This window comes from Catonella morbi ATCC 51271, from assembly GCF_000160035.2.
Taxonomy (GTDB): domain Bacteria; phylum Bacillota; class Clostridia; order Lachnospirales; family Lachnospiraceae; genus Catonella; species Catonella morbi.
On record NZ_KI535366.1, the window covers coordinates 170412 to 196271 of the forward strand.

Here is a 25860-nt window from a genome sequence, read left to right on the forward strand (position 1 = left end):
CGCTTCTGAATGGAAGTGGCTTTTTTGTGGTTTAAATGGTTTAATTTTTTACTTAAATGGTTTATAATTATTCCAAAACAATTAGCTTAATGACTACAAACAGTATTAGTCCGGGATTTAATCTAAAAAAGTGTAACAGATACGGAGGTGCTGAAGCATGAAAAAGAAATTTATTATAGTTTTATTGGCTTTTATTTTATTAAGTAGTACAAAAATACCTACTTATGCCGGTGCACAAAAAGATCCATATAAATACAATAATAAATTTTTACTTTGGAATGCAAAAGAACATAAGCCTGTTATCTTGCCGGAAGTCGAAAGTTTTGCAAAAGATTTAAGCAAAACATTGAAAGGAAATGTTAAGATATTTTTTGTACCTGACATGGATATAAGAGGAGAATATTTTGACCACCCTTTTATTCAATATTCCGTTAAAGTTGAAAGTGAGAAACCTGAAAAATACAATTATTATACTGATTTAATTTTTACGAGAAACAGAAAGTTAAATCAGGTTAATCTATCAATATGGTTAAATAATAAAGTAACGAAAAAAGTTGCCAAACAAAATGAAACTAAAATTTTTGATTTGATAAAGCATCATTTCAAAGAAGATGTTGCGAATGCTTTTAAGTTCAAGAATCCTATTAATCGTAAGGACAAAAAGTTTCAAAAAGAATTACAAAATAAAAGGTGGCTGCCGGTAGTGGACAGGCAGGAACATTTAATCTCTTATAATATTCATAAGATGCAGGCTGAAGAAGATTTTGACAATTTTAATATGAAAAAATACCTGAATGCAGACATTCTTTATAATGAGTATATTAAACCTGAAATGACAAAGTATAATCTGTTTAATAATTTTAAAAATTTTAAGGAATATTATAAAGAAGTTGAGTTTCCGGAGTTTACGAGTGAAGATACAGGTATATACGATGCAAGTGACGGTGCCTGGCTTAAACTTGATACTGCAGATACCGAATTAAGATTTAGGGCTAATGCCGGTAAAAACGGAAATCCTGCATTTTATTGTAAATTTGATTTGAATGTAATTAACAAGAAAAGAATCAGTCTTATTTTTGGAAATGATATTGCTGATAAAATCTATGAGTTTAAAGATAATAATAAGGATAAAACTGATATAAAAATGAAAAATGGATTGATTCTACATGTATATCGTATGGATGATTCAAATAAAGTAAAGGTTTATACAAAAATAACAGATAAGAATAAGAATTTGAGGTCAAATGAAGGTGAATTTCTGGAAGAAATCAAATATAAACACAGAAAGGAGAACTAAGATGAAATTTAAGTTTACTGTAATAATATTGATTTTAGGAATGTTTTTTCTAAATCCTCTGACTGTACAGGCCAAAGTTCAACTTTTTGATGATGAATTATTAGAGAAAATAGAGGAAGAAACAGATGCCTGCTCAGAAATTGATTTTACTATCTACTTGTCAACTCTTAACAGATATAAGTATAGTGTGAATTTTGAGAAAGGCTCAATTAAATTGGAGGTACAGGGAGAAGGTTACAAGCTTAATGGTGTCAGAGATGATTTTTTTTCTGAACCAAAGATAAAAGAGGATAATTTAAAAGATAAAACAGATAATGAAGTAAAAGATGAAAAAACAGAAAAAGAAATTGATTCAATGAAAGCTTTGATGTTAGAAGAATTGAAAGATAAAAAATATGACTGTGGTTCCGAATTACTTTCAGATACACTGGATTTAAAGAGATTTAGCGAGTCTGCTAAGCCGGTTCATACTAAAAAGAATTGGGTATTTATTCAGAAGAGTGGTGATTCAAAGACAAGGATTGTCATAAATAAAAAAACAAAACTTCCGGTGTCATGCTTTTTTAAGAGTGATTGGGGAAATATAAAGATTAAATTTAAATATAAATATAGTGACAAATAAAATTTTTACTCTTAGTTACTACTATATAACTAAGAATTAAGTCAATATAATAATTCAAGGAGAAGAAAAATGAATAAAACCTGGTGGAAGGAAAGTGTTGTTTATCAAATTTATCCAAGGAGTTTTTGTGACAGCAACGGAGATGGTATCGGTGATATAAAAGGTATCACAAGTAAGCTTCATTATCTAAAAGATCTTGGTATAAATGTAATCTGGCTCTCACCTGTCTATCAGTCACCTAATGATGACAATGGCTACGATATAAGTGATTATGAGTCTATAATGACAGAGTTCGGTACTATGGCCGATTTTGATGAAATGCTCGCTAAGGCTCACAGTCTTGGAATTAAAATAGTCATGGATCTGGTAGTAAACCATACTTCAGATGAACATAAATGGTTTATAGAAAGCCGTAGTTCAAAGGATAATCCAAAGAGAGATTATTACATCTGGAAAGACGGAAAAGGCGGTAAAGAGCCAAATAACTGGGGTTCCTGTTTTTCAGGCTCGGCCTGGCAGTTAGATGAGACCACAGGACAGTACTATCTGCATTTATTTTCAAAAAAACAACCTGACCTTAACTGGGAAAATGATGAGGTAAGAGAAGAAGTATACTCTATGATGAATCGCTGGTGTGAAAAGGGTATAGACGGTTTCAGAATGGATGTTATCAGCCTTATATCAAAGGATCAGAGTTTTCCTGACGGTCCTACTTATGGCGGACTGTATGGGAGTTTTGAATCCTGCAGTAACGGTCCGAGGGTACATGAATTTCTTCAGGAAATGAATAAAAAGGTGCTTTCCAAGTATGATATTATGACAGTCGGAGAGTGTGCGGGCGTAACACTTGAGGAAGCTAAAAAGTATGCAAACAGCAACGGCAGCGAGCTTAATATGGTATTTCAGTTTGAGCACACCGGACTGGATGATGACAGCACAATGAAATGGTCAACTAAAAAAATGCCTTTAGTCCCTCTTAAAGAAAATCTTACAAAATGGCAGAAGGGACTTAACGAGGTTGCCTGGAACAGCTTATATTTCTGTAATCATGACCAGCCAAGGATAGTTTCAAGACTTGGAAGCGAAAAAGATGAATATAGGGAACTTTCAGCAAAATGTATAGCTACCTGCCTGCATATGATGCAGGGAACACCTTATGTCTATCAGGGTGAAGAACTGGGAATGACAAATACTGTATTTAATTCGGTTAAGGATTTCAGAGATCTTGAATCAATTAATGCTTTTAATGAGCTTACTGAAACCGGAGTAATCAGTGCAGAAGAGCTTTTCCCTAAGATTTGCCATAAGAGCAGGGATAACGCAAGAACTCCTATGCAGTGGGATGACAGTAAAAATGCCGGTTTTACTACAGGAAATCCTTGGATAGCTGTAAACCCTAACTATACCAAAATTAATGCTAAGGAGCAGATAGCAAGGGAAGATTCAGTTTTTAATTATTATAAAAAACTTATTGCGCTCAGAAAAGAATATGAGATTATAGTTTACGGAGATTATAATTTACTTCTTCCTGAAGATAAAGACTTATTTGTATATGAAAGGAGCCTTGACGGAAAGAAGCTTCTTGTAGCCTGCAATTTCTCTGAAAAGGAAAGAGAGTTTGACTTTAGTCCTGTTAAGAACGGTAAGGTCTTAATAAATAATTATGAAGGTTTTAGTTTAGAGAATAAAAAATTAAGACCGTATGAAGCTGCTGCAGTGATTTATTAAAATTTTGTCAAATATTTGAAATATTATAAAAACAGAGAGCTTACACACCTGGTTCTCTGTTTTTTGTTTAATATAGTAAGAACTTGTGGTATAATAATATCTTAATCAGGAAGGTTTTATAGTTTAGGAGGAGTAATTTTGACAACATTATTATATGCGGTAATCGGAGTTTTGACAGTTATAGCAGTTCTCTTACTATTTTCAAGAAATAAGATTTTAAGAGAAAAGAAGGAAGCCGAAAGAAAATTAAAAGATACATTAAGTGACCTGGAAAATGTATATAGTGAAATAAATACAACCCAGGAAGAATTGAATGTGAAATACAGGGAAATAAAATTAAACGAAGACAAGATAAGAAAGCTGGCTTATGAAGATTCTCTCACAGGGCTTCCCAACAGTGTTGCTTTCAATGAAATGCTTATACATACACTTGAAACCCTTAGAAAAGAAGAATCTGTCGGAATTATGTATGTTGACCTGGACAATTTTAAGCAGATTGATGATTTGTGGGGGCATGCCAATTGTGATGAGCTGATTTTGGATGTAAGTCACAGACTCAGGCAAAATTTGGATGAAAATGACTATCTGGCTAAGATGAGCGGTGACGAATTTATGATACTCAGTCAGAATATACTTGAATCTACAGATTTTAATGAAAAATTGAAAAGAATCGGCAATTCATTCAGATTTCCTTTCATAACTTCTTTCGGACAGGTTGTAGTTACTACCAGTATAGGAGCAACTCTGGCACCGAGAGACGGGACTAAAGCTGATGTGCTTATAAAAAATGCCACTACTGCTCTTTCTGAAGCTAAACATTTGGGAAAAGATAATTATTGCTATTACAGCGAAGAAATGAATATAAAAGGACTTGAAAATCTGGAACTGCAATCAAGCCTTACCAATGCAATAAGAAACGAAAGTCTTATTATTAAGTATGCTCCGGTTTATAATATTGAAGACGGAAGCTATGATACGGTACGTATGCGTTTGCTCTGGGACAGAGGAGAAAAGGGTGTATGGCAGGCAAGAAGGTTCATAAGTTTCGCGGAGAAAACAGGACAGATATTTGCCCTTGGTGAGAATACCTTCAAAAAAGTTTGTGAGGAAATGAAGATTTTTACAGAGAAAAAAGTTATTTTACCGCTTTCTAAGAGGCTTGTACTTAACTATGATTTTAGAAATAAACTCTATGGAATTGTTGCTGAAACCGGTACAGATGTAGGAAGAATGATAATTGAAATAGATGAAAATATTTTGATATCGGATTTGGCAGAATCCAGCTTTGTCATAGAAGAAATGCTTGCAAAAGGATTTGGTTTTAGAGTGGGAAGATACGGTAGCGGTGGAATGTCAATGGATATTCTTAAGAATTTACCTGTATCGCAGGTATCTATTCCGGTCAACAGGCTCTTGGAAGAAAATGAGACAGAAGATGTAATTAAGTATTTAAAAATAGTTACGTCTGTTGTTAATGAATTGGGAGAGAATGTATCATTTTCGGGAATATCTGATTCAATAGGAGAGGATGTAGTCAAGGAATGTGGCGGAAAGTTTGTCGAAGGAGAATTATACGGACCGCTTTTAACTGCTGAAGAAATCAGATAATTGTGCAATCTGCCAAATAAAAGTTTATATTTTTGTTAGTTTTGCCGTTGTGTACATAAAAAAGATGCATTATAATTTGATTGTTTGATTCAATAAGTTGGGAAGAAAGCGAGGAAAATTGAATTATAATGAATTTATTGAAGAAGTAAGAGAGGGCTTATCAGCTAAACTTAAGCCTTCTTATGAGATTGTGCTGAAAAAGGTTGCAAAGAACAATAACATATACCGATATGGTCTTTCGGTATTTCCTACCGGAAATAATAAAACGGGTAAAGTATCAAGAATTGTTTATCTTGAAGATTTCTATCAGGAGTATCAGGAAAATCAGATATATAACTTAGAAAATATAGTTGAAGAGTTATACGGCATTTTACTGAATTTTGATACCCCTGAATTTAAGGAAACAGATTATACAGATATTGATAAGATAAAGGACAGAATAATCTTTGAGCTTGTGAACTATAAAATGAATGAGGAAAGGCTTTCCGACAGACCTTTTATAAAAATTATGGATTTAGCAGTCATTTTTGCTTTTGTTGCAACAGATTTGGGCAGAGATTTTGGGGTAGTACATATTACCAATGAAATGGCAAACAATTTTGGATTAACAAAAAATGAAATTTGGGATATAGCAAAAAGAAATACTCCGAAGCTGTTGGAAGCAGATATTATCCCTATGTCAAGCTTCGTGCCCGGTGAAGTTGCGGACACAGAAACAGAAGAAATGTATATACTTTGTAACAAGAAAAAAGCCGGTGGTGCAGGTGTTCTTTTGTACGACAGAATTCTTGAGGAGCTTTCATCTAAATTAGAATCTGATTTATATATCCTTCCAAGTTCCATACATGAAACAATAATAATCAGAGCAGATAAGGATAAGGACATATCCGACTTACAGGATATGGTTAAAAATATTAATAATACTGTGGTTTCTACGGAAGATATCCTGTCTGATAAAGTTTATCACTATATAAGGAGTAATAAGGAGCTTAAAATAGCATAAATTATTTCCTATTTTAAGAGGTACAGGATGGCTGTTTTATTCTGTACCTTTTAATAATTTGCCGGAAATTGATCGGTATGAATTAATATTAAACTTCTTAGGTTTCGGGTGATAGAATTCATAAAGCCCGGATTAATATTATTAATCCCAAACAATTTGTAGTAATTGTATATATTATTTACACAAAAGCATACAAATCTAGTTGCACAATGTTCTTTATGCATATAAATTTGAAGAGAATAATAAAAAATATGTAAAATTTCAACATAATACTTGAAAAAATGACGTAAAAATTATACAATGTATATATGCGTTATATCCAAATTTCAGGCTACATAAGTTTGTGGCAGATTGGAGAAAATTATGGACATTTTTAAGTATGAAAGAATCAGAAACGTAGCTCTACTTGGCCATGGCAGCTGTGGTAAAACTACACTTGCAGAGGCCATGGCATTTGTAACAGGTGTAATTTCAAGACCGGGAAAGATTGAGGATGGCTCAACTATCAGCGATTATGATAAAGAAGAGCAGAAGAGAACTTTCTCCATACATACTTCCGTTATTCCGATTGTAAGTGATGAGACAAAAATTAATATTTTAGATACTCCGGGTTATTTTGACTTTGTAGGAGAAGCAGAGGAAGCTGTAAGCGCGGCGGATGCAGCTATTATAGTCATTTCAGCTAAGGCAGGTGTACAGGTAGGTACCGAGAAAGCATGGAATCTTTGCGAAAAATATAAACTTCCGAGAATGTTCTTTGTAACAGATATGGATGATGATAATGCAAGTTACAGAAAAGTTGTGGAAGCCCTTCAGGAACTCTATGGAACAAGAGTAGCTCCTTTCCAGCTTCCTATTCGTGAAAATGAAAAGTTTGTTGGTTTTGTAAATGTGGTAAAAATGGCCGGACGTAGATTTAATGACGACGGCACTTATATAGATTCGGATATTCCTGATTATTCTATGGAATATTTACAGACATACAGAGATGCTCTTTTAGAAGCAGTGGCTGAGACCAGTGATGATATGATGGATAAGTTCTTTAACGGAGAGGAATTTACTCAGGCTGAAATGTCTACAGCTCTCAGAAAGAGTGTCGGTGACAGTTCTCTTGTTCCTGTACTTATGGGTTCGGGTACAGAGGCTAAGGGTGTAAGAAACCTTATTGACCAGATTGTAAACTACTTCCCTTCACCTAATAAGACATTTATAACAGGTATCAACCAAAAAACAGGTGAAAGTTTCCATGCCGATTATGATGAAAACAAGGAAATGACAGCCAAGGTATTTAAGACAATAGCAGATCCTTTCATAGGTAAATTCTCTCTTATTAAGATTTGCTCAGGTGTGCTTAAGGCTGACTCCACCATTTATAATGTAGCAAAAGATACTGAAGAGAAAATCTCAAGACTTTATGTGCTCAGAGGAAAAGAACAGATAGAAGTGAAAGAACTGCATGCCGGTGATATAGGTGCCATAGGTAAGCTTGATATCGCAACCGGTGACAGTATAGCTACTAAGGCTGTACCTGTAGTTTATGACAAGCCGACATTCACCGTTCCATATACATATATGAGATATGTAACCAAGAATAAGGGGGATGATGATAAGATAGCAAGCGCTTTAGCAAAGATAGTAGACGAAGATCCGACTATTAAGCTGGTAAATGACAGTGCAAACCGTCAGTCACTTATCTATGGTATAGGTGATCAGCAGCTTGACGTTGTGGTAAGCAAACTTGCCAACAGATACAAGGTTGAGATTGAATTACTTAAACCTCGTATTCCTTATAAGGAGACCATTAAGAAGAAAGTTTCCGTACAGAACAAGTATAAGAAGCAGACCGGAGGACATGGTCAGTATGGTGATGTTCATATTACTTTTGAACCTTCAAATGACCTTGAAAAACAGTACATATTTGAAGAAACCGTATTCGGAGGAGCTATTCCAAAGAACTTCTTCCCTGCTATTGAAAAGGGTATAGCAGAGTGCGTTGCTAAGGGACCTCTTGCCGGCTATCCGGTAGTCGGACTTAAGGCTACACTTACCGACGGTTCCTATCATCCTGTAGATTCTTCTGAAATGGCATTTAAGACTGCTGCTATTCAGGCATTCAAAGATGGATTTATGCAGGCTATGCCTATACTTTTAGAGCCTATCGTAACTCTCAGAGTAGTAGTTCCCGATGAGTTTACAGGTGATGTAATGGGAGATCTTAACAAGAGACGCGGCAGAGTAAGCGGTATGAATACTCTTTATGATGGAAGAACTGAAATACTTGATGATATTCCACAGGCAAGTCTCCTCGGATATTCCACAGACCTCAGATCTATGACAGGAGGTATCGGAGAATATTCCTATGAATTCAGCCATTATGAAGCGGCTCCTGCCGATGTACAGGCGAAGGTAGTTGAAGAAAATGCTGCAAATTCAGGAAAAGAAGATTAGTTAATAGTAAACCCTAATTTGTGGTAAATACAAATTATTTTAATTGTTAGCTGTATTTGCCTATATTGAAAGTGAACTTTCATATAGGCAACATAAGCTAACAATCTTGATTAGTAAATTAAAGCCCTGTCTGAATTATATAAGGCTTCAGACAGGGCTTTATTATAACTTAAACAAATGTTGTATGCGCTATATTTTGAAGGTAATGTAGTTAGATTAGGTGTAATAAGTTAAGTCTGTTTCAAAGTGACATAGATTTTTTAACCCCTATTTTAATAAAGTCAGAGTTTTCAAAGAAAATTTCTCTGATTTTTTGCTTCTTGATATCGTTCCCGATAAAGACAACTTTATCAGATATTTCATCGGTGTCCAGTTCTACCATATACCTGTTATCGGCTACGTCAAATCTAAGGTTGAGCCCTTTGACAGTAAAGCTTCCCTTAGCTCTGAATACATTGCCATACAGCCCTCTGATAAGATTTTCAAGAAAAATAATAAACTTTTCCACAGATCTTACAGATATATTATTAAGCGAGAAACTGTCAGGCATTTCTGCAGTTTCATCTTTAATAGGTATCTCTACGGTTCCGTCAAGGTATTTAAGTAAAAGAGAATCCCACCAGCTGTCAGGTTGGGTAGAGTAGTGATCTGAAACTATATTGCAGGAATTGTTTATGCTCTTTACTTCAAGACTAAGTTTTTCTTTTTCATTATCACTTAAATTTTCGGATTTTGAAAAAATAACAGTATCCGCAAATTCTATCTGGTCTTTATATATTTCAGGAAATTCATTTTTATATCGTTCAAGACTTAAGGCATCTACTATGGAAATAGGTGCCATAAGTTTAATATGTTCGTATTCAATTTGTTTAAGGTTGGTTATCAGATTGCTAAGCATAGCCACACCGGTAGGCTCTATAACCAAATACTCAGGATTAACGGTATTGGCTATGGTAAGTACGGAGACAGCAAAATCACCTTTTACCGAGCAGCAGATACAGCCTTCGGTCAGTTCCCATATATTTACTTTGGTTGATTCTTTCAGAATATCCCCATCTACTCCTGAAGTTCCGTATTCATTTTCAAAAATAGCTATTTCTTTTTTGGTACGCTTTGCCAGTTCTTTAATAAATGTAGTTTTACCGGCACCGAGAAAGCCGGATATTATAAGTATTTTCATAAATTCCCTCTAACTTCAGATACCTGTATAGAGAATTACTCCATACAGGTATCCGGATTTTAGTTATACCAAAATATTCACGAAAAGAGGTTTGTTACCTTTGGGTGAATAATTTGAAATTAATAACTTAAGATTAATCCTGAATCTTAATTACAGGTTTAATAAGATCTGCCGGTTTATCTCTCATAAGGAAGAGAGCTTCTTCGATATGATCCCATCCTTCAAATACATGTGTTGAAAGAGGAGAAAGATCAAGTTTACCTGCAGATACAAGAGCGGAAAGCTTCTCCATACGAAGTCTTCCACCAGGCATAAGACCTCCGTTAATCTGTTTATGTCCCATACCTACACCCCATTCAGCACGAGGAATATCAATATTTTCTCCTGAACCGAGATAGTTTACGTTACCGATTTTTCCGCCCGGCTTTAAGCATTTAACAGCAGGAGAGAAGGTTTCGACACCACCGCCGGCAATGATGATTTTGTCAACACCCTTGCCATTAGTCATCTTCATAACCTGCTCATCAATCGGACCGTTCTTATAGCTGATGAAATCTGTAGCACCATAACCCTTAGCCGCATCAACACAAACCTGTCTTGTACCGACAGCAATTATTCTTGAAGCACCGCGGAGGTTAGCTCCTGCTACGGACATAAGACCAACAGGTCCGATACCGATAACAAGTACAACATCACCATACTGTACATCAGCAAGTTCTGCACCATGGAAACCGGTAGGAACCATATCAGAAAGCATACAAGCATCAACAGTATTTATATTGTCAGGAAGGAGGGCAAGGTTTCCGTCTGCATCATTTACATGGAAAAATTCAGAGAACACACCATCCTTAAAGTTTGAGAACTTCCAGCCCGCAAGCATTCCGCCTGAATGCATTGAAAATCCAGCCTGAGCCTCAAGAGAGTTCCAATCAGGTGTAATAGCAGGAACGAGTACTCTATCACCAGGTTTAAAGTCTTTAACCAATTCACCGACTTCAACTACTTCAGCACAGCCTTCGTGGCCGAGTATCATATTGTGTCTTTCACCGATAGCACCTTCCCATAATGTGTGCACATCAGATGTACAGATAGCAAGAGCAAGAGGCTTACAGATAGCATCAAGAGGACCGCATTTAGGTCTCTCCTTCTCTATCCAGCCTGATTCTCCAATTTTGAGCATTGCATAACCTTTCATAACCATTCTCCTTTCGAAATATAAAGATTTAACCTACATAAAAGATATGAATATATTATAACAGTTAGTTCTATAAAAGTCACTAAAAAAATATAAAATAATAATAAATTTTTTGTATAAATTGCAACTAAATTGCAAAATTGAATTCTTGACCAATAATTGAGTTTGAATTACAATATGCATACAACCAATTATTCACTTTAATATCAGGTGATGCCGGATATATGTAATTTTATCAAGTCAACTGAACAGTTATATCGCCGGGATTGGCAGGATATCAGTGAATGATTTAAAATGTATGCAGATTGGAGCAATATTTTAATGAGAAACAATATAGATGATATTACAAGATATATTTTTATTGAAGATGAGCCGCAAGACTCAGATATAATTTTTATTCCAGGTTCTTCAAACTGGGTACTTGCTGAAACAGCAGCTTCTTTGTACAAAGAAGGCAAGGCAAATAAAATAATGCCTTCAGGGATGTATTTTTATAAAATAGGAAGATTTCTAAACGAAAGAGTAACAGATGAGAGGTATAAAGGAAATTTTAGGACAGAAGCAGAATTTTTAAGTTCAGTTCTTGTAAAAAACGGTGTAGAGAATAAGGATATTCTTATTGAGGAGAAAGCTACAAATACTTATGAAAATGCAATATTTTCCAGAGATTTGCTTAAGGAAAATAATTTAACTGTTAAGAAAGCTATCATCTGTCCCCAGGCTTTTCATGCCAGAAGAGCCTTTATGACTTATTCACATTTATTTCCTGATGTTGAGTTTTATGTAGTTCCTACTGATACGCAGGGTATAACTGCGGACAGTTGGTATAAGACTGAGAGAGGGATTCAGGTGGTACTTGGAGAGCTACAGAAATGCGGAGAATATTTTGAGGAATATTTTTTGGATGGAATACGAAAACAGGATTGTTAAGGAGCTGTAATGAGCTTAGAAATAGAAAAATACTATGAAATATTAAGAAAGTCCGAATTATTTTTAGACTTAGATTTAGAAGCAATACTTCATATTGTAAATTGTCTCAAAGGCTATATCCGTATATATAAGTCAGGAAGTGTCGTTCTACCCTATGGGAGTAAAACAGAGTATGCAGGAGTTGTACTTTCGGGAAAGCTGGCTCTTGTGATTCCGGAAGCGGACGGAAGTGAGACTAATATGGGTAATATAACTGAGTCCGGATTTTTTGCCTGTGCAAATGCCTGTATTTCGGGACAAAAATACTTGGCCAGTGCAGTTGCAAAGAAAGAAACAAAAATTCTTTTTTTGAAACTTTCTAATCTATTTGAATCCTATGCAATAAAATGTCAGTATGCCTCTATGATGACTGTAAATGTTTTAAGGCAGATAGCGGAAGAAAAAGTGATTCAGGATAAAAGAATCAGGGTTATGGGGCAAAAGAGTATAAGGGCTAAGGTTATTTCTTATATAGAAGAATTTCTTACAGATATCAACAATGGGATTAAAACTATGAATAATCAGGAGCTGGCTAACTTCCTCGGGGTGGACAGAAGTGCTCTGTCGAGGGAAATATCCAGGATGAGAAAAGAGGGAATACTGGAAGAAACCGAATTAAAAATAAAGACTTATTGATAAAAATATTCAATTAATATTAAAAAGTGTTGCAGTTGCAATAGAAAAAATTCAAAACCTAAAATATACTTTGATTAGTCTAAGCTAACTAATCTATACTTTAGGAGGATAATATGAAAAAAATAAGATTAACAGCACTCGTGATAGGGGCAGTCATAGCGTTAAGTGCCTGCGGAGGAAATACGGCAAATATAGAGAAAAAGAGCAGTGTAACTCAGAATACCTCTGTATCACAGGCAAGTTCAGCTAAAACGTCATCAGCTTCTATGGCAAGTACAAGTTCAGCTGCAAGCAATACAAGCAGTGAGACAAAGACAGCGGGTACACATACAGTAGTTGACCATGGCGGTAATACGGTAGAGGTTCCTAATGAGATAAACAGAATAGTTATAGATCAGATTCCTATTTTATCTACTTATATGGCTTATTTTGAAGGAAGTGCACCTAAATTAGTCGGTTTTGCCGGTTCATTTAAGGATATTATAACGAAGACAGCACTCAAGAATATAGCTCCGGAACTTTTTGAAAGCAGTGATACAGTTTATGCACAGAGCGATTTAAATATAGAAGAAATTATAAAACTTAAACCGGATGTCATATTCTATAATGCTCAGAACAAGGAACATGCTGAAATACTTAAAAAATCAGGAATACCGGCAGTAGGTTTTGCAACCGTTGGAGCAAGCACTCCCGCTGATCCGATAGAAAGATATAAAGAGTGGCTGAGGCTTTTGGAGGATGTATTCGGCGAAAAAGGTAAGATGGATAAGTTCATAGCCGAGGGTGACAAGATAGTGGCTGATGTTACGGAAAGAATAGCCAAGGTTGATGATAAAGACAGACCTGATACTATGATACTTTGGAAATATGCAAACGGTGTCCCTATGGTCGCAGGTAAAGGCTCATTCGGAGATTTCTGGCTTCAGAGATTGAAGGTTAAGAATCTGGCAGGAGAGACCAAAGGCTTTGCGCAGGTAAGTATGGAGCAGATATATAAGTGGAATCCTTCACTTCTGCTTTTGGATGGACCGGGACTTCTTGATATGATTCCGTCGGATGTTATAGAAAATAAGGTAGAAGGTGCGGATTTCTCTACTATAAAGGCTGTAAAGGATAAGAGGGTATATAATACAACACTTGGTATGTGGAACTGGTTTACACCTAACCCTGACGGACCTTTAGTTCTTGCCTGGCTTGCCTGCAGAACATATCCTGAGCAGTTTAAGGATTATCCGCTTGAAGATACTATCCGCAAATATTATAAAGATTTTTATGGTTACGATGTTACCGATGAGGAAATGAAGGGGATGTTAGATTATAATGAAAGATAATCTTTGGATTAGAAATAATCATTTTACATTACTTTCATATGCGCTTATGTTTATTACCCCTATAGTATTTGCACTTATAGCACTTTGCAGCGGAAGAATGTTTCTGTCTGTAAAGGAAGTTGTGGACACATTGATGATGGTAATAAACGGAAAGGGAGAGGAAGCTGAGTTCTATTCCATTATTATGAACATAAGATTGCCTCGAATTATAATGGCAATAATAGTGGGAATGGGATTGAGTCTGGCAGGCAGTACCTTCCAATCACTTTTTTCCAATCCGCTTGCTACACCTGATATTTTGGGTGTAACAAGTGGAACCTGTGTAGGAGCAATCTTAGCAATTTTACTTGGCAGAAGTATATTAGAAGTACAGCTTATCGCACTTGTATTCGGACTTGCAGCGGTATGGATAACAATGAAGGTAGCAGGCAACGATACAGAACGCTCAATAGTGTTTTTAGTGCTTTCGGGTGTTATAATTTCATCCCTGTTCAATGCTGTAGGCTCATTGCTAAAATATACGGCAGATCCGACAAGCAAGCTGCCCGAGATAACCTACTGGCTGATGGGAAGCTTTGCTTCAGCCTCCTACACAAAGATACTGATAGGAAGCCCGTTAATCTTGATAGGAGTAGCGGTTATTTATCTGCTGAGATGGAAATTAAATATACTTTCGCTAAGTGAGGACGAGGCAAAGGCAAGCGGAATGGACATAAGAAAAATAAGACTGGCTTTCATACTTGCATCCACACTTATTACAGCTTCAAGTGTATCTATGTGTGGGCAGGTGGGTTGGATAGGACTTTTAGTTCCGCATCTTTCAAGAATGTTGGTAGGCAGCAATAACAGATATGTAATTCCTATAAGCATGAGCATTGGAGCTGCATTTATGATTGCTATTGACACTATGTCAAGAAGCATAAGCGTAATAGAACTTCCTCTGTCGATACTGACTGCCATAGTTGGAGCTCCGATATTTATTTCGCTACTTAGAAGGAACAGGAAAAATTTAAGATGATATTAGAAGTTTCAAATGGTGCATTTTCTTATCCGGGTGGTAAGACAGTGATAAACGGTATTAACCTTGGTGTAGACAAGGGTGAAGCACTTTCGGTATTGGGACCTAACGGAGTCGGAAAGACTACTTTGTTAAAATGTTGTCTGGGACTGCTAAATTTTAATAAGGGAGAGGCAAGACTGTATGGTAATGATATAAAAACCATGAAACCCAAAGACTTTTGGAGATCTGTGTCTTATATTCCGCAGTCTCATAATTTTGCATTTTCTTACAGCGGTATAGATTTGGTTGTGTTAGGTCGAAGTTCACATCTTAATACCTTTGAACAACCGGGTAAAAAAGATTATGAAAGGGCGTATGAAATACTTAAGGAAAACGGAATCCTGTATCTGGCAGATAAAGATTGCAATAAGATGAGCGGCGGAGAACTTCAGATGATACTGATAGCCAAGGCACTTATAAATGAACCAAAGCTCATAGTCCTTGATGAACCGGAGACTGGTCTTGATTTTCATAATCAGATTTTGGTTCTTGACTTGATAAATAAGTTGGTACATGAAGATGGACTCAGTGCAATTATCAATACCCATTATCCTACCAACGCCCTTATGATATCCGATAAGACTATTCTTATGAAAAAAGATGGTTCATATATTTATGGAAAGACAAATGAAATCCTCAATAAAACCAATATTGAAGATGCTTTTGATGTTGAAATTATCATAAATGAAGGGGATTATAAAGGAGAGAAAAAGAAAAGTATAATTCCCGTTGCAATCAGACGATAAGTCGTATAATATATCATTTAATGAATGTAAACTATTTTGACAAGGGAGGCGGCTATGATTAAAGGCGGTAAATTTAAGTTTTCAGAAGAATATAAGATAAAAAATGAACTTACCATTTCTACAAAATTAGGACTTTCAGATGCACCTATTACTTATTTCAGACTTGGAAAAGGTACTGATATAAGTAAGGAAAGTTATGACTGTCCGGTACTTTACATAGGTACAGCTGGATTTGGCAGGTTTAATCTGAATGAAAATGATAGGGTGCAGATGTCTGAAAATGCCTTGTTATATGTAGCACCCAAAACTTTATGCGGTATGTCGGCCGGTACAGAAAGCGGCCTGTCATATATAGAAATATTACTTGAAAAGGAGATAAATATGAATAGTGTATTAAAAGCAGGAGAGGTTACAAAATTAAAAAACTTACTTGATTATGAGAAGGGAAGCATAGCAAATGTAGACCTTATCGGTCAGGACAATCTTAAGTTTATGATAATGGCTTTTGATGAGGGCTGCTATCTTTCAGAGCATCGTGCTCCGGGTGAAGCAATTGTTTTTGCTCTTGAAGGCAAGGGAATTATAAATTATGAGGGTACAGACTATGAGGTAAACGAAGGAGATAACTTCAAATTTGATAAAAATGCCCTTCACAGTGTAAAGGCAGTCGGAAGATTTAAGATGGCACTTTTACTTGTAAAATAATAGGCATAGTATAATAAGGCGGCAGATTTCTGTAAGGAAGGATGCCGTCTTTTAATACGTAATAAATTCTAACCTTTACAAACACCCCTCAATAAGGTAAAATTACAGAGTAGCGTAAAACATAACAAATTTAGAGGTGAAATTTGAAACCAATAGTAGCGATAGTGGGAAGACCTAATGTAGGTAAATCCACACTTTTTAATAAACTTGCAGGCAGTGACATTTCTATAGTGAAAGATACTCCCGGTGTAACCAGAGACAGAATATACGCTGATGCTGAGTGGCTCAATAAGGCATTTACAATGATAGACACAGGCGGTATAGAGCCTGATACAAGCGACATGATGCTTGCCAATATGCGTGAACAGGCTGAAATAGCTATAGATACTGCAGATGTAATTATATTTATAACAGATGTAAAAACCGGACTTGTGGACTCTGACAATCAGGTAGCTCATATGCTTAGAAAATCCAAAAAACCTGTGGTTTTGGTAGTTAATAAGGTAGATAATCCTGTTAAACAGCAGGCAGATGTATATGAATTTTATAACCTCGGACTTGGTGAACCGTTTCCTATATCCTCTGTAAACCAGACCGGTATAGGTGATATGCTTGATGAAGTAATTAAACATTTTCCTGAGGATAGCCCTGAGGCAGAAGAAGATGATACCCCTAAGATAGCCATTATAGGTAAGCCGAATGTAGGCAAATCATCTATAATCAACAGGCTTCTTGGCGAAAACAGGGTTATAGTTTCCGATGTTGCCGGCACTACAAGAGATGCTATAGATACCAGAATCCGCAGAAACGGTAAGGACTATATAATGATAGATACTGCCGGTATCCGCAGAAAAAGCCGTATCAAAGAAGATATTGAGTACTACAGTATAGTAAGAACAGTATCTGCTGTTGAAAGAGCCGATATAGTCGTGCTTGTTATAGATGCAACCGAAGGTATAACCGAACAGGATGCAAAGATAGCGGGAATAGCTCACGAGCGCGGTAAGGGTATAATAGTAGCCGTAAATAAATGGGATTTGATTGAGAAAACCGATAAGACTATGAATGAGCATACCAAGAAGCTTAAGGAAATACTTGCTTATATGCCTTATGCCGAGTTTCTTTTCATATCTGCGGTAAGCGGACAGCGTCTTAATAAACTTTTTGACCTTATAGATGTGGTTATTCAGTATCACACCTTGAGAGTGTCAACCGGTGTGCTTAATGATATTTTGGCCGAGGCTATAGCTATGCAGCAGCCGCCTACCGACAAAGGAAGAAGACTTAAGATTTACTATATAACCGAGGTATCCGTGAAACCGCCTACCTTCATACTTTTTGTAAATAGCAAGAAACTTATGCATTATTCTTATACAAGATATATTGAAAATAAAATAAGAGAAGCTTTTGGCTTCACCGGAACGCCGCTTCGTTTCATTATCAGAGAAAGAAGTGCTGATGATACAACAAAAATACATTAATAGGAGCATATATGTTAAGTGCAATTGTTATTATTTTAGGATATGTATTTGGCAATTTTCCTACGGGACTTATTGTCGGAAAACTCAACAATATTGATATAAGGCAGAGCGGAAGCGGAAATATAGGCTCAACCAATGCACTTAGAACCTTAGGTTTTCTAAAAGGCGGACTTCCTACTTTGGTGGGAGATATATTAAAAGTTGTAATTCCCTGCCTTTTGGTAAAGCATCTTATTTGCCCGGGACTTGCAGGTAATGAAATTGGTTATTTAAGTACAAACTATTTTGTACTTTTATGCGGATTCGGAGTTGTACTCGGACATAATTTTCCTGCTGTACTTGGTTTCCATGGCGGAAAGGGTATAGCCTCTACCGGCGGTGCATTTCTCGTATTTAATTTTCCTATGACTATGATACCGCTTGCCGTATTTATTATAGTTTGCTATATAACTAAGTATGTATCACTGGGTTCTATGATAGGTTTGATTTCAATTCCTGTTACTATTGCGTTTTTCTATCCGGGACAGTGGGCACTGGTTCTGGTGGCTTCATTTTATGCAATTTTAGGAATTGCAAGACATAAGCCAAATATTGAAAGACTTATGAAGGGGACTGAGAATAAACTGGGACAGAAGAAAAAGTAAAGAGGAGGCAGTATGAAAATTGCAGTATTGGGTGCGGGTACCTGGGGAAGTGCCTTGACAATTTTACTTAACAACAATGGGCATGAACTTACGCTTTGGACTGCTGTTGAAAAAGAGTTTAATGAATTAAACGATACAAGAACAGTAAAGAACCTTAAAGGTGTAAAATTAGATGACAGAATAAAGCTTACAAACGATATAAGCTCTGCCTGCAAGGATAAGGAGCTTATAGTATTTGCAGTTGCCTCTCCTTATGTGAGAATAACAGCTAAAAAGGCGGCTCCTTTTATAGACAGAAAAATACCTGTTGTAAATGTGGCTAAGGGAATTGAAGAAGATACTCTTATGACTTTGACAGAAATTATTGAAAGTGAATTTGAAGCAAATAATGGAGACAAGGGTATAGTCACAGTACTTTCAGGACCAAGCCATGCCGAAGAAGTGTCTGTCGGGATGCCTACTACAGCAGTAGTAGGAGCTAAATCAAGGGAAATTGCCTGCATGATACAGGACGCTTTTATGTCTGAGAGATTCAGAGTATACACAAGCCCTGATATCATAGGAATAGAGCTTGGCGGCTCTCTTAAAAATGTAATCGCCCTTGCAGCAGGTGTAATAGACGGACTCGGACTTGGTGATAATGCAAAGGCTGCTCTTATAACCAGAGGAATTTCGGAAATAGGCAGGCTCGGTATGAAGCTAGGCGGTAAGCTTGAAACTTTTGCAGGACTTTCAGGCATAGGCGACCTTATAGTTACCTGTTGTTCAACCCACAGCCGTAACCACAATGCGGGCTTCCTTATGGGACAGGGCAAGACCATGGAAGAAGCCATGGCAGAGGTAGGACAGGTGGTAGAAGGTGTATATTCCGCAAAGGCTGCCGGTAAGCTGGCTCACGTAAATAATATAGATATGCCTATAGTTGAACAGATGAATAAGGTATTATTTGAAAATAAGAAGGCAGAAGATGCGCTCAGCGAACTGCTTTTAAGAGATAAAAAGGATGAACACTCAGGTTTTGACTGGGATGAGTAAAGATAGAAAGGCAAAAAATGGAGATAGATGTAGAAAAACTTACTCCTATGATGCGCCAATATTATGATATTAAAAAAGAATACAGTGACTGTATTCTTTTTTACAGAATGGGCGATTTTTATGAGATGTTTTATGATGATGCTTTAACTGCATCTAAGGTGCTTGAAATTACACTTACCAAAAGATCTAACAGCAATGAGAACAGTCCGCCTATGTGTGGGGTGCCTTTTCATGCTGTGGACAGATATTTAAATAATCTTGTACAGGCAGGCTACAAGGTAGCTATCTGTGAGCAGACAGAAGATCCTAAGCTTGCTAAAGGGCTTGTAAAGAGAGAGGTAATAAGGATAGTTACACCGGGAACCAATCTTGATACCTCGGCACTTGAAGAAACTAAAAATAACTTCCTTATGGGAATAATAGCTGTAAATGAAGACTATGGTATTTCACTTGTAGATGTGTCTACAGGTGAGTTTCTTGTAACCGAGTTAGTTTCAGCTAAGTCTTTGCTTGATGAGATAACAAAATTCGAACCGGCAGAACTGGTTTGCAATGACAACCTTATTATATCTGGTGTTTTGACTGATGATTTTATAGAGAAACAGCATTTAGTAATAACAAGGCTTGAAAAAAGATATTATGAATATTCTGCAGCAGTCAGGATGATTAAGAAGCATTTTAAGGTAGAAGTGCTTGACGGTCTTGGACTTACCGGTATGGACAATGCAATCTGTTCGGCAGGTATGGTACTGGCTTATCTTTATGAAACACAGAAAAATGATTTAACTCATATTATTTCAATCAAGCCATATTCAAACAATGCCTATATGATACTGGACGGCTCTACCAGAAGAAACCTTGAGCTTACAGAAACATTAAGAGATAAGAATAAGAGAGGTTCATTACTCTGGGTACTTGATAAAACCAAAACTGCCATGGGAGCAAGGCTTTTAAGAAATTTCTTAGAACAGCCCCTTGTGGTTAAAACAGACATAGAATCAAGGCTTGATGCAATAGAAGATTTTAACAAAAACATTATTACAAGAGAAGAAATAAGAGAGTATTTAAATCCTGTATATGATATAGAAAGACTTCTTGCAAAAATCTGTTATAAAAGTGCCAATCCTCGTGATTTGCTGGCTTTTATGAATTCTATAGAGTTTTTGCCTGCAATTAAAAGTCTTTTACCTGAGTTTAGCTCTAAGCTGTTAAATGATTATAATGAAATGCTTGATCCTCTTTCAGATATTTACGAAAAGATTGACAGGGCAATAGTTCCCGAACCGCCGCTTTCGGTAAGAGAAGGCAGGATAATTAAAGAGGGCTATAACGAGGAAATAGACCGCCTCAGAAGGGCCAATACAGAGGGGAAAACCTTAGTTTCAGAGCTTGAAAATGAAGAAAAAGAAAGAACCGGAATTAAAAATCTTAGAATTAAATATAATAAGGTTTTTGGATACTATATAGAAGTTACCAATTCATATAAGGATATGGTTCCTGATGACTGGACAAGGAAGCAGACACTTACCAATGCCGAAAGGTACATAACTCCGCGTCTTAAAGAGTTTGAAAATATGATACTTGGTGCGGAGGAAAGGCTTGTAACCCTTGAATACGATCTGTTTTCAGAACTTCGGGATGAGATAGCCGCAGAGATTGTAAGGATAAGTAAGACTGCCAAAGCCATAGCCGGAATAGATGCCTTTATTTCACTTTCAGCAGTCGCGGAAAGTGAAGGTTTTGTACGCCCTAAGATAAATGAAGAGGGAATAGTTGATATAAAAGACGGCAGACATCCGGTAGTAGAGAAAATGATGGGTGGGGACGGTTTCATTGTAAATGACACTTATCTGGATGAAAAAAATGACAGGATTTCAATAATTACAGGACCTAATATGGCAGGAAAGTCAACCTATATGAGGCAGACTGCTATCATAGTGCTTATGGCACAGATAGGAAGCTTTGTACCGGCAGGTTCAGCCAACATAGGCATCTGTGACAGGATATTTACAAGGGTAGGAGCTTCTGATGACCTTGCAAGCGGGCAGTCTACCTTTATGGTGGAAATGACAGAGGTCGCAAATATTTTAAGAAATGCTACAAAGAACAGCTTGCTGATTTTAGATGAAATCGGCAGGGGTACAAGTACTTTTGACGGACTTTCAATAGCCTGGGCTGTGGTTGAATACATCAGCAATCCAAGACTTTTGGGCGCAAAAACTTTGTTTGCAACACATTACCACGAGCTTACCGAGCTTGAAGGCAAGCTTCCAAATGTAAACAATTATTGCATAGCTGTAAGGGAAGACGGAGACAATATAGTTTTCCTCAGAAAAATAGTTAAGGGCGGAGCTGATAAAAGCTACGGTATACAGGTGGCAAGACTTGCGGGAGTACCTGACAGTGTTATTGAAAGAGCCAAAGAACTGGCTATAGAGCTTGACAGTAATGACATATTGGAAAAAGCCAAGAAGCTTGAAGTAAAATCCGTGGCTGATGGAAGCAGTGGAGCAAGAGAATATGTGGAAAATAAGAATGTAATTGAGTTCTTATCGGAAACCGGCGGTATGCCTGATAAAAAAGAAGAGAAAAAGCTTTTAAAACCTAATAAAACAGATGAAAACCAAATCTCATTCTTTGGCTCGTCAAAGAATGAAGATGTAATTGCAGAGCTTATGGATATGAAGCTTGAAGAGCTGTCTCCTATAGATGCGCTTAACAAGCTCTATGCTATGCAAAAGAAGGTAAAAAGCAGAGGCTTATAGTTAGAAACGAGGTGAGGTTTTGGCAATAATTAACTTACTTGATAAAGATACTATCAATAAAATAGCTGCAGGAGAGGTTATAGAAGGACCTGCTGCCGTAGTCAAGGAACTTGTGGAAAATGCGATAGATGCAGATGCAAACTCGGTTACCGTAGAAATAAAAGACGGCGGTACATCACTTATAAGGGTGACTGATAACGGAAAAGGTATAGGCAGTGATGATATTAAAACTGCATTTCTGCCCCATGCTACAAGTAAGATTAAAACTGCCGATGACCTTGTCCTGGTATCAAGCCTTGGTTTCAGAGGTGAAGCTCTTGCCAGCATAGCCGCAGTCAGTGAGGTGGAGGTGCTTACCAAAACTGCTGATGAAATAAGCGGAATCAGATATGTAATAAACGGTGGCAAGGAAGAAGCTAACGAGCCTATCGGCACTCCGGAGGGTACTACATTTGTAGTAAGAAATATTTTCTACAATACTCCTGCAAGAAAGAAGTTCTTAAAGACAGCGGCTACGGAAGGAAGATATGTTGGTGAGGTTATGGAGCATATGGCAGTAAGTCATCCTGAGATAGCCTTTAAGTTTATCTTAAACGGTCAGGTAAAGCTTCAGACTATGGGTAACGGCAGTCTGAAAGATGTATTATTCTACATCTATGGAAAGGAAACCACAGCCAATATTATTCCTGTAAATAATCCTGATGCTGAGGGAGAACTTGTAAACGGACTTTCTGTACGCGGATATATAGGCAAGCCATCCTTAACCAGAGGAAATAAAGAGTATGAAAACTATTTTATAAACGGAAGATTTATAAAAAACAAGGTTATTACAAGGGCTATAGAAGATGCTTATAAGTCATTTCTTATGCAGCACAGGTTTCCATTTACCTGTCTGCTTATAAGCGTTGACAGTTCTCTGGTAGATGTAAATGTACATCCTGCCAAGTTAGAAGTAAGGTTTAGTGATACGGAAAGCTTGTACAGGCTTATTTTTCACGAAGTTGACAATGCTCTGAGAAAGAAGGATTTACTTCCGGATATGGGTGTAAAGCAGGTTCCAGATAAGCAGCCCCTTGTAAGAGAATTTAAGTCTGTGTCTAAGTCTGAAAAAACAGAAGGATATGTAATTCCTGATATTCCCATGCCTGAACCTTTTGAAAAAAGCAGACAGGGTGAGTGGAAGAAGGAGTTAAAGCCGGTATTTATGCAGGAAAGTTTTGTGGCAGAGAAAGTAAAAAGAGATGAGGCAAGTCCTCTAATCAAGTCTGAAGTATATGCACCTTTAGTCAGTAATCCGGCTGCTGATGTAAATTCGTCTGAACTAAATAAAATTCTAGAAAATAAAAATGAAATTTCATTTGATAATCTAGATGAAGATAAAAAATCAAATGCTGCAAATGTGAATTCTACTTTTGTAGAAGATGATAAAAAAACTGCAGGAAATGAACATATAGAGTCAGTTGAAGAAGAGGGAACCGCATATAAAAAAATATCGGATTATAATGAAGAAGAAACAGCAATCAATATTAAAACTACAACAGTAGAACCAGGTTCTGAAACAGATAATGAACTTTCTTCCGAAGATTTTAAGGGAGGAATACTTGCAAAAAAAGCTCTCCCTGATATTAAAATTATAGGACAAATATTTGGAACTTACTGGATAATGGAATTTGACGGAAGTGTGTATATGATAGACCAGCATGCAGCCCATGAAAAGGTAATGTATGAGAAATTTGTCAAAGAAATCTCTGCAAACAAAGTAACTTCGCAGAACCTGCTTCCTCCTGTGGTTGTAACACTTTCAGGCAGCCAGAGACAGATAGTGGAAGAAATAAGCAACTACCTTCATAAACTGGGCTTTGAAATAGAGCCTTTCGGTGGGAATGAGTATGTGATAAAGGCAGTACCGACAGAGCTTTTTGGAATAAGTGAAAAAGAGATGTTTTTTGATATAATTGACCAGTATTCACTTGAAGGAAAGAAGGCCACACCTGATACTGTGCTTTCAAAGCTTGCAACCATGGCTTGTAAGGCTGCCATTAAGGGAAATATGAATATATCCCTGCTTGAGGTAAAGGCACTAATTGAGGAGCTGATGAGCCTTGACAATCCATATAATTGTCCACATGGCAGACCGACTATGATATTTATGAGTAAGTCGGATGTAGAAAAGAAATTTAAGAGACAGATTTAGTCAGGAGAAAATTTGAAAAGACTTGGAATTTATGTTCACATACCATTTTGTGCCAGAAAATGCAATTATTGCGATTTTTATTCTTTAGCCTCAGGTGAAGATGAGAAGAAGAATTACATAGAAGCACTTAAAAGGGAGATAAAAGAAGTATCTAAAAAGGTAAGTACTGATTATGAAGTATATACAATTTACTTTGGCGGTGGCACTCCTTCTATAATTAAAGCTGATTACATAAGGGAAATACTGGATGTAATCAGGTCATATTTTAAGCTTTATAAAGATGATTTCTACCCTGAAATTACCATTGAATGCAATCCTAAGACTGTGGATACGGAAAAACTCAGTATTTACAGTGAAGCCGGAATTAACCGCGTAAGTCTCGGACTTCAGTCAACAGATAATGATGAACTGAAACTTCTTGGCAGGATTCATACCTATGAGGATTTTTTGGAAAGCTACGAAATGGTCAGAAAGTCGGGCTTTAAGAATGTAAACATAGACCTTATGAGTGCAATACCTAATCAGAAAATAAAAACTTATGAAAAATCATTAAATGAAATTATAAGGCTTAATCCTGAACATATTTCAAGCTACAGTCTTATAATTGAGGAGGGTACTCCGTTTTTTAAGAAATATTCTGAGAATGCGCCTCATTTTAAGGATTTACCTTCAGAAGATGAAGACAGAGAGATGTACGCACTTACATCTGAAAAACTGGGTAAAGCAGGATATGAAAGATACGAAATATCAAATTATGCCAAGCCCGGTTTCTATTCAAGGCATAACACTTCCTACTGGGAAAGAGTTCCTTATCTTGGTTTTGGAGTAGGGGCTTCGTCTTTTTTTGAAGATGAAAGATATAAAAACAGGGCAAATTTTAAAGAGTATATTAAAAAAGCAGGAATAGAGGATATAAGAGAAGAAATTACAAAGTTAACCTTAAATGATACCATGACGGAATTTATGTTTCTCGGACTTAGAAAAACCGCAGGGATAAGCAAAAGTGAGTTTAAAAAAATTTTCACTTTTACTGTAGAAAATGTATTTGGTAAAATGATAGAAAAACATATAAAAAACGGGCTTTTACTTAATGATGGCGAGTTTTTGAAACTATCCGAAAGAGGACTTGATATCAGTAATTATGTAATTAGTTACTTTTTATTGGATTGAAGTTGTATAAAAAATGTGTTAAAATTAAAAAGTAAATGAAAAA

20 protein-coding genes are annotated in these 25860 nt (G+C 36.5%); 18 read left to right on the forward strand and 2 right to left on the reverse strand.

Annotated elements, in window-relative coordinates; translation table 11 throughout:
- Window positions 1-157 precede the first annotated feature (157 nt).
- The 6 genes from GCWU000282_RS00820 (at window position 158) to GCWU000282_RS00845 (ending at window position 8706) form a co-directional block, all read left to right on the forward strand.
- Window positions 158-1297: a hypothetical protein gene (locus tag GCWU000282_RS00820; protein ID WP_023353072.1), complete on the forward strand. Its 1140-nt coding sequence runs from the start codon at window positions 158-160 to the stop codon at window positions 1295-1297.
- 1 nt (window position 1298) lies between these two features.
- Complete coding sequence (locus GCWU000282_RS00825) at window positions 1299-1919, forward strand: hypothetical protein (protein WP_035038912.1); 621 nt, start codon at window positions 1299-1301, stop codon at window positions 1917-1919.
- A 69-nt stretch (window positions 1920-1988) separates the two neighbouring features.
- The gene (locus GCWU000282_RS00830; protein WP_023353074.1) at window positions 1989-3647 is read left to right on the forward strand and encodes a glycoside hydrolase family 13 protein; all 1659 of its coding nucleotides are present in this window, start codon (window positions 1989-1991) and stop codon (window positions 3645-3647) included.
- A 138-nt stretch (window positions 3648-3785) separates the two neighbouring features.
- Window positions 3786-5255 carry a diguanylate cyclase domain-containing protein gene (locus GCWU000282_RS00835; RefSeq protein WP_023353075.1) on the forward strand — a complete coding sequence of 490 codons (1470 nt, stop codon included), beginning with the start codon at window positions 3786-3788 and terminating at the stop codon, window positions 5253-5255.
- Window positions 5256-5373: 118 nt separating this feature from the next.
- The gene (locus GCWU000282_RS00840) at window positions 5374-6258 is read left to right on the forward strand and encodes a DUF5688 family protein (RefSeq protein ID WP_035038915.1); all 885 of its coding nucleotides are present in this window, start codon (window positions 5374-5376) and stop codon (window positions 6256-6258) included.
- Window positions 6259-6621: 363 nt separating this feature from the next.
- Entirely contained in the window at window positions 6622-8706 is a 2085-nt protein-coding gene (locus GCWU000282_RS00845; RefSeq protein WP_023353077.1) for an elongation factor G, read from the forward strand.
- Window positions 8707-8947: 241 nt separating this feature from the next.
- Here the strand turns inward: GCWU000282_RS00845 and GCWU000282_RS00850 are convergent, their stop codons facing one another.
- Together GCWU000282_RS00850 and GCWU000282_RS00855 are read right to left on the reverse strand one after the other, a co-directional pair.
- Window positions 8948-9886 carry a CobW family GTP-binding protein gene (locus GCWU000282_RS00850; RefSeq protein ID WP_023353078.1) on the reverse strand — a complete coding sequence of 313 codons (939 nt, stop codon included), beginning with the start codon at window positions 9884-9886 and terminating at the stop codon, window positions 8948-8950.
- 133 nt (window positions 9887-10019) lie between these two features.
- On the reverse strand, window positions 10020-11081 hold the full coding sequence (locus tag GCWU000282_RS00855) for an NAD(P)-dependent alcohol dehydrogenase (RefSeq protein WP_035038918.1): 1062 nt from the start codon (window positions 11079-11081) through the stop codon (window positions 10020-10022).
- A gap of 321 nt (window positions 11082-11402) precedes the next feature.
- On the opposite strand from GCWU000282_RS00855, the gene GCWU000282_RS00860 reads away from it, so the two are divergent.
- The 12 genes from GCWU000282_RS00860 to hemW all read left to right on the forward strand — a co-directional run bounded on the left by GCWU000282_RS00860 (window position 11403) and on the right by hemW (window position 25817).
- Window positions 11403-12011, forward strand: coding sequence for a YdcF family protein (locus tag GCWU000282_RS00860; protein WP_035038921.1), 609 nt, complete (start codon window positions 11403-11405; stop codon window positions 12009-12011).
- Window positions 12012-12020: 9 nt separating this feature from the next.
- Window positions 12021-12686 (forward strand): Crp/Fnr family transcriptional regulator, encoded by a 666-nt coding sequence (locus GCWU000282_RS00865; protein WP_023353081.1) that lies wholly within the window; start codon window positions 12021-12023, stop codon window positions 12684-12686.
- 113 nt (window positions 12687-12799) lie between these two features.
- Window positions 12800-14017 (forward strand): ABC transporter substrate-binding protein, encoded by a 1218-nt coding sequence (locus GCWU000282_RS00870; RefSeq protein ID WP_023353082.1) that lies wholly within the window; start codon window positions 12800-12802, stop codon window positions 14015-14017.
- A complete protein-coding gene (locus GCWU000282_RS00875; protein WP_023353083.1) occupies window positions 14007-15035 on the forward strand; it encodes a FecCD family ABC transporter permease in 1029 nt (342 codons plus the stop codon). Before GCWU000282_RS00870 ends, GCWU000282_RS00875 begins: the two co-directional genes overlap by 11 nt.
- On the forward strand, window positions 15032-15823 hold the full coding sequence (locus GCWU000282_RS00880; RefSeq protein WP_023353084.1) for an ABC transporter ATP-binding protein: 792 nt from the start codon (window positions 15032-15034) through the stop codon (window positions 15821-15823). The genes GCWU000282_RS00875 and GCWU000282_RS00880 overlap by 4 nt, the downstream gene beginning before the upstream one ends.
- 54 nt (window positions 15824-15877) lie before the next feature.
- Window positions 15878-16528 carry a cupin domain-containing protein gene (locus GCWU000282_RS00885; protein WP_023353085.1) on the forward strand — a complete coding sequence of 217 codons (651 nt, stop codon included), beginning with the start codon at window positions 15878-15880 and terminating at the stop codon, window positions 16526-16528.
- Between the two features lie 143 nt (window positions 16529-16671).
- Complete coding sequence (gene der, locus GCWU000282_RS00890; RefSeq protein ID WP_023353086.1) at window positions 16672-18009, forward strand: ribosome biogenesis GTPase Der; 1338 nt, start codon at window positions 16672-16674, stop codon at window positions 18007-18009.
- Window positions 18010-18020: 11 nt separating this feature from the next.
- Complete coding sequence (gene plsY, locus GCWU000282_RS00895; RefSeq protein ID WP_023353087.1) at window positions 18021-18653, forward strand: glycerol-3-phosphate 1-O-acyltransferase PlsY; 633 nt, start codon at window positions 18021-18023, stop codon at window positions 18651-18653.
- 12 nt (window positions 18654-18665) lie between these two features.
- A complete protein-coding gene (locus tag GCWU000282_RS00900) occupies window positions 18666-19688 on the forward strand; it encodes an NAD(P)H-dependent glycerol-3-phosphate dehydrogenase (protein WP_023353088.1) in 1023 nt (340 codons plus the stop codon).
- Between the two features lie 17 nt (window positions 19689-19705).
- Window positions 19706-22453, forward strand: a complete 2748-nt coding sequence (mutS, locus tag GCWU000282_RS00905; RefSeq protein ID WP_023353089.1) for a DNA mismatch repair protein MutS — start codon at window positions 19706-19708, stop codon at window positions 22451-22453.
- Window positions 22454-22472: 19 nt separating this feature from the next.
- Window positions 22473-24647: a DNA mismatch repair endonuclease MutL gene (gene mutL, locus GCWU000282_RS00910; protein WP_023353090.1), complete on the forward strand. Its 2175-nt coding sequence runs from the start codon at window positions 22473-22475 to the stop codon at window positions 24645-24647.
- A 12-nt stretch (window positions 24648-24659) separates the two neighbouring features.
- Window positions 24660-25817, forward strand: coding sequence for a radical SAM family heme chaperone HemW (hemW, locus tag GCWU000282_RS00915; protein WP_023353091.1), 1158 nt, complete (start codon window positions 24660-24662; stop codon window positions 25815-25817).
- Window positions 25818-25860: the final 43 nt, after the last annotated feature.

Coding starts and splice junctions, on each gene's coding strand:
- GCWU000282_RS00900 (WP_023353088.1), top strand. CDS start 18,666: ATGAAAATTGCAGTATTGGGTGCGGGTACCTGGGGAAGTGCCTTGACA.
- GCWU000282_RS00825 (WP_035038912.1), top strand. CDS start 1,299: ATGAAATTTAAGTTTACTGTAATAATATTGATTTTAGGAATGTTTTTT.
- GCWU000282_RS00850 (WP_023353078.1), bottom strand. CDS start 9,886: ATGAAAATACTTATAATATCCGGCTTTCTCGGTGCCGGTAAAACTACA.
- GCWU000282_RS00820 (WP_023353072.1), top strand. CDS start 158: ATGAAAAAGAAATTTATTATAGTTTTATTGGCTTTTATTTTATTAAGT.
- GCWU000282_RS00860 (WP_035038921.1), top strand. CDS start 11,403: ATGAGAAACAATATAGATGATATTACAAGATATATTTTTATTGAAGAT.
- GCWU000282_RS00880 (WP_023353084.1), top strand. CDS start 15,032: ATGATATTAGAAGTTTCAAATGGTGCATTTTCTTATCCGGGTGGTAAG.
- GCWU000282_RS00845 (WP_023353077.1), top strand. CDS start 6,622: ATGGACATTTTTAAGTATGAAAGAATCAGAAACGTAGCTCTACTTGGC.
- GCWU000282_RS00875 (WP_023353083.1), top strand. CDS start 14,007: ATGAAAGATAATCTTTGGATTAGAAATAATCATTTTACATTACTTTCA.
- plsY (WP_023353087.1), top strand. CDS start 18,021: ATGTTAAGTGCAATTGTTATTATTTTAGGATATGTATTTGGCAATTTT.
- GCWU000282_RS00865 (WP_023353081.1), top strand. CDS start 12,021: ATGAGCTTAGAAATAGAAAAATACTATGAAATATTAAGAAAGTCCGAA.
- GCWU000282_RS00870 (WP_023353082.1), top strand. CDS start 12,800: ATGAAAAAAATAAGATTAACAGCACTCGTGATAGGGGCAGTCATAGCG.
- GCWU000282_RS00855 (WP_035038918.1), bottom strand. CDS start 11,081: ATGAAAGGTTATGCAATGCTCAAAATTGGAGAATCAGGCTGGATAGAG.
- GCWU000282_RS00830 (WP_023353074.1), top strand. CDS start 1,989: ATGAATAAAACCTGGTGGAAGGAAAGTGTTGTTTATCAAATTTATCCA.
- mutS (WP_023353089.1), top strand. CDS start 19,706: ATGGAGATAGATGTAGAAAAACTTACTCCTATGATGCGCCAATATTAT.
- GCWU000282_RS00885 (WP_023353085.1), top strand. CDS start 15,878: ATGATTAAAGGCGGTAAATTTAAGTTTTCAGAAGAATATAAGATAAAA.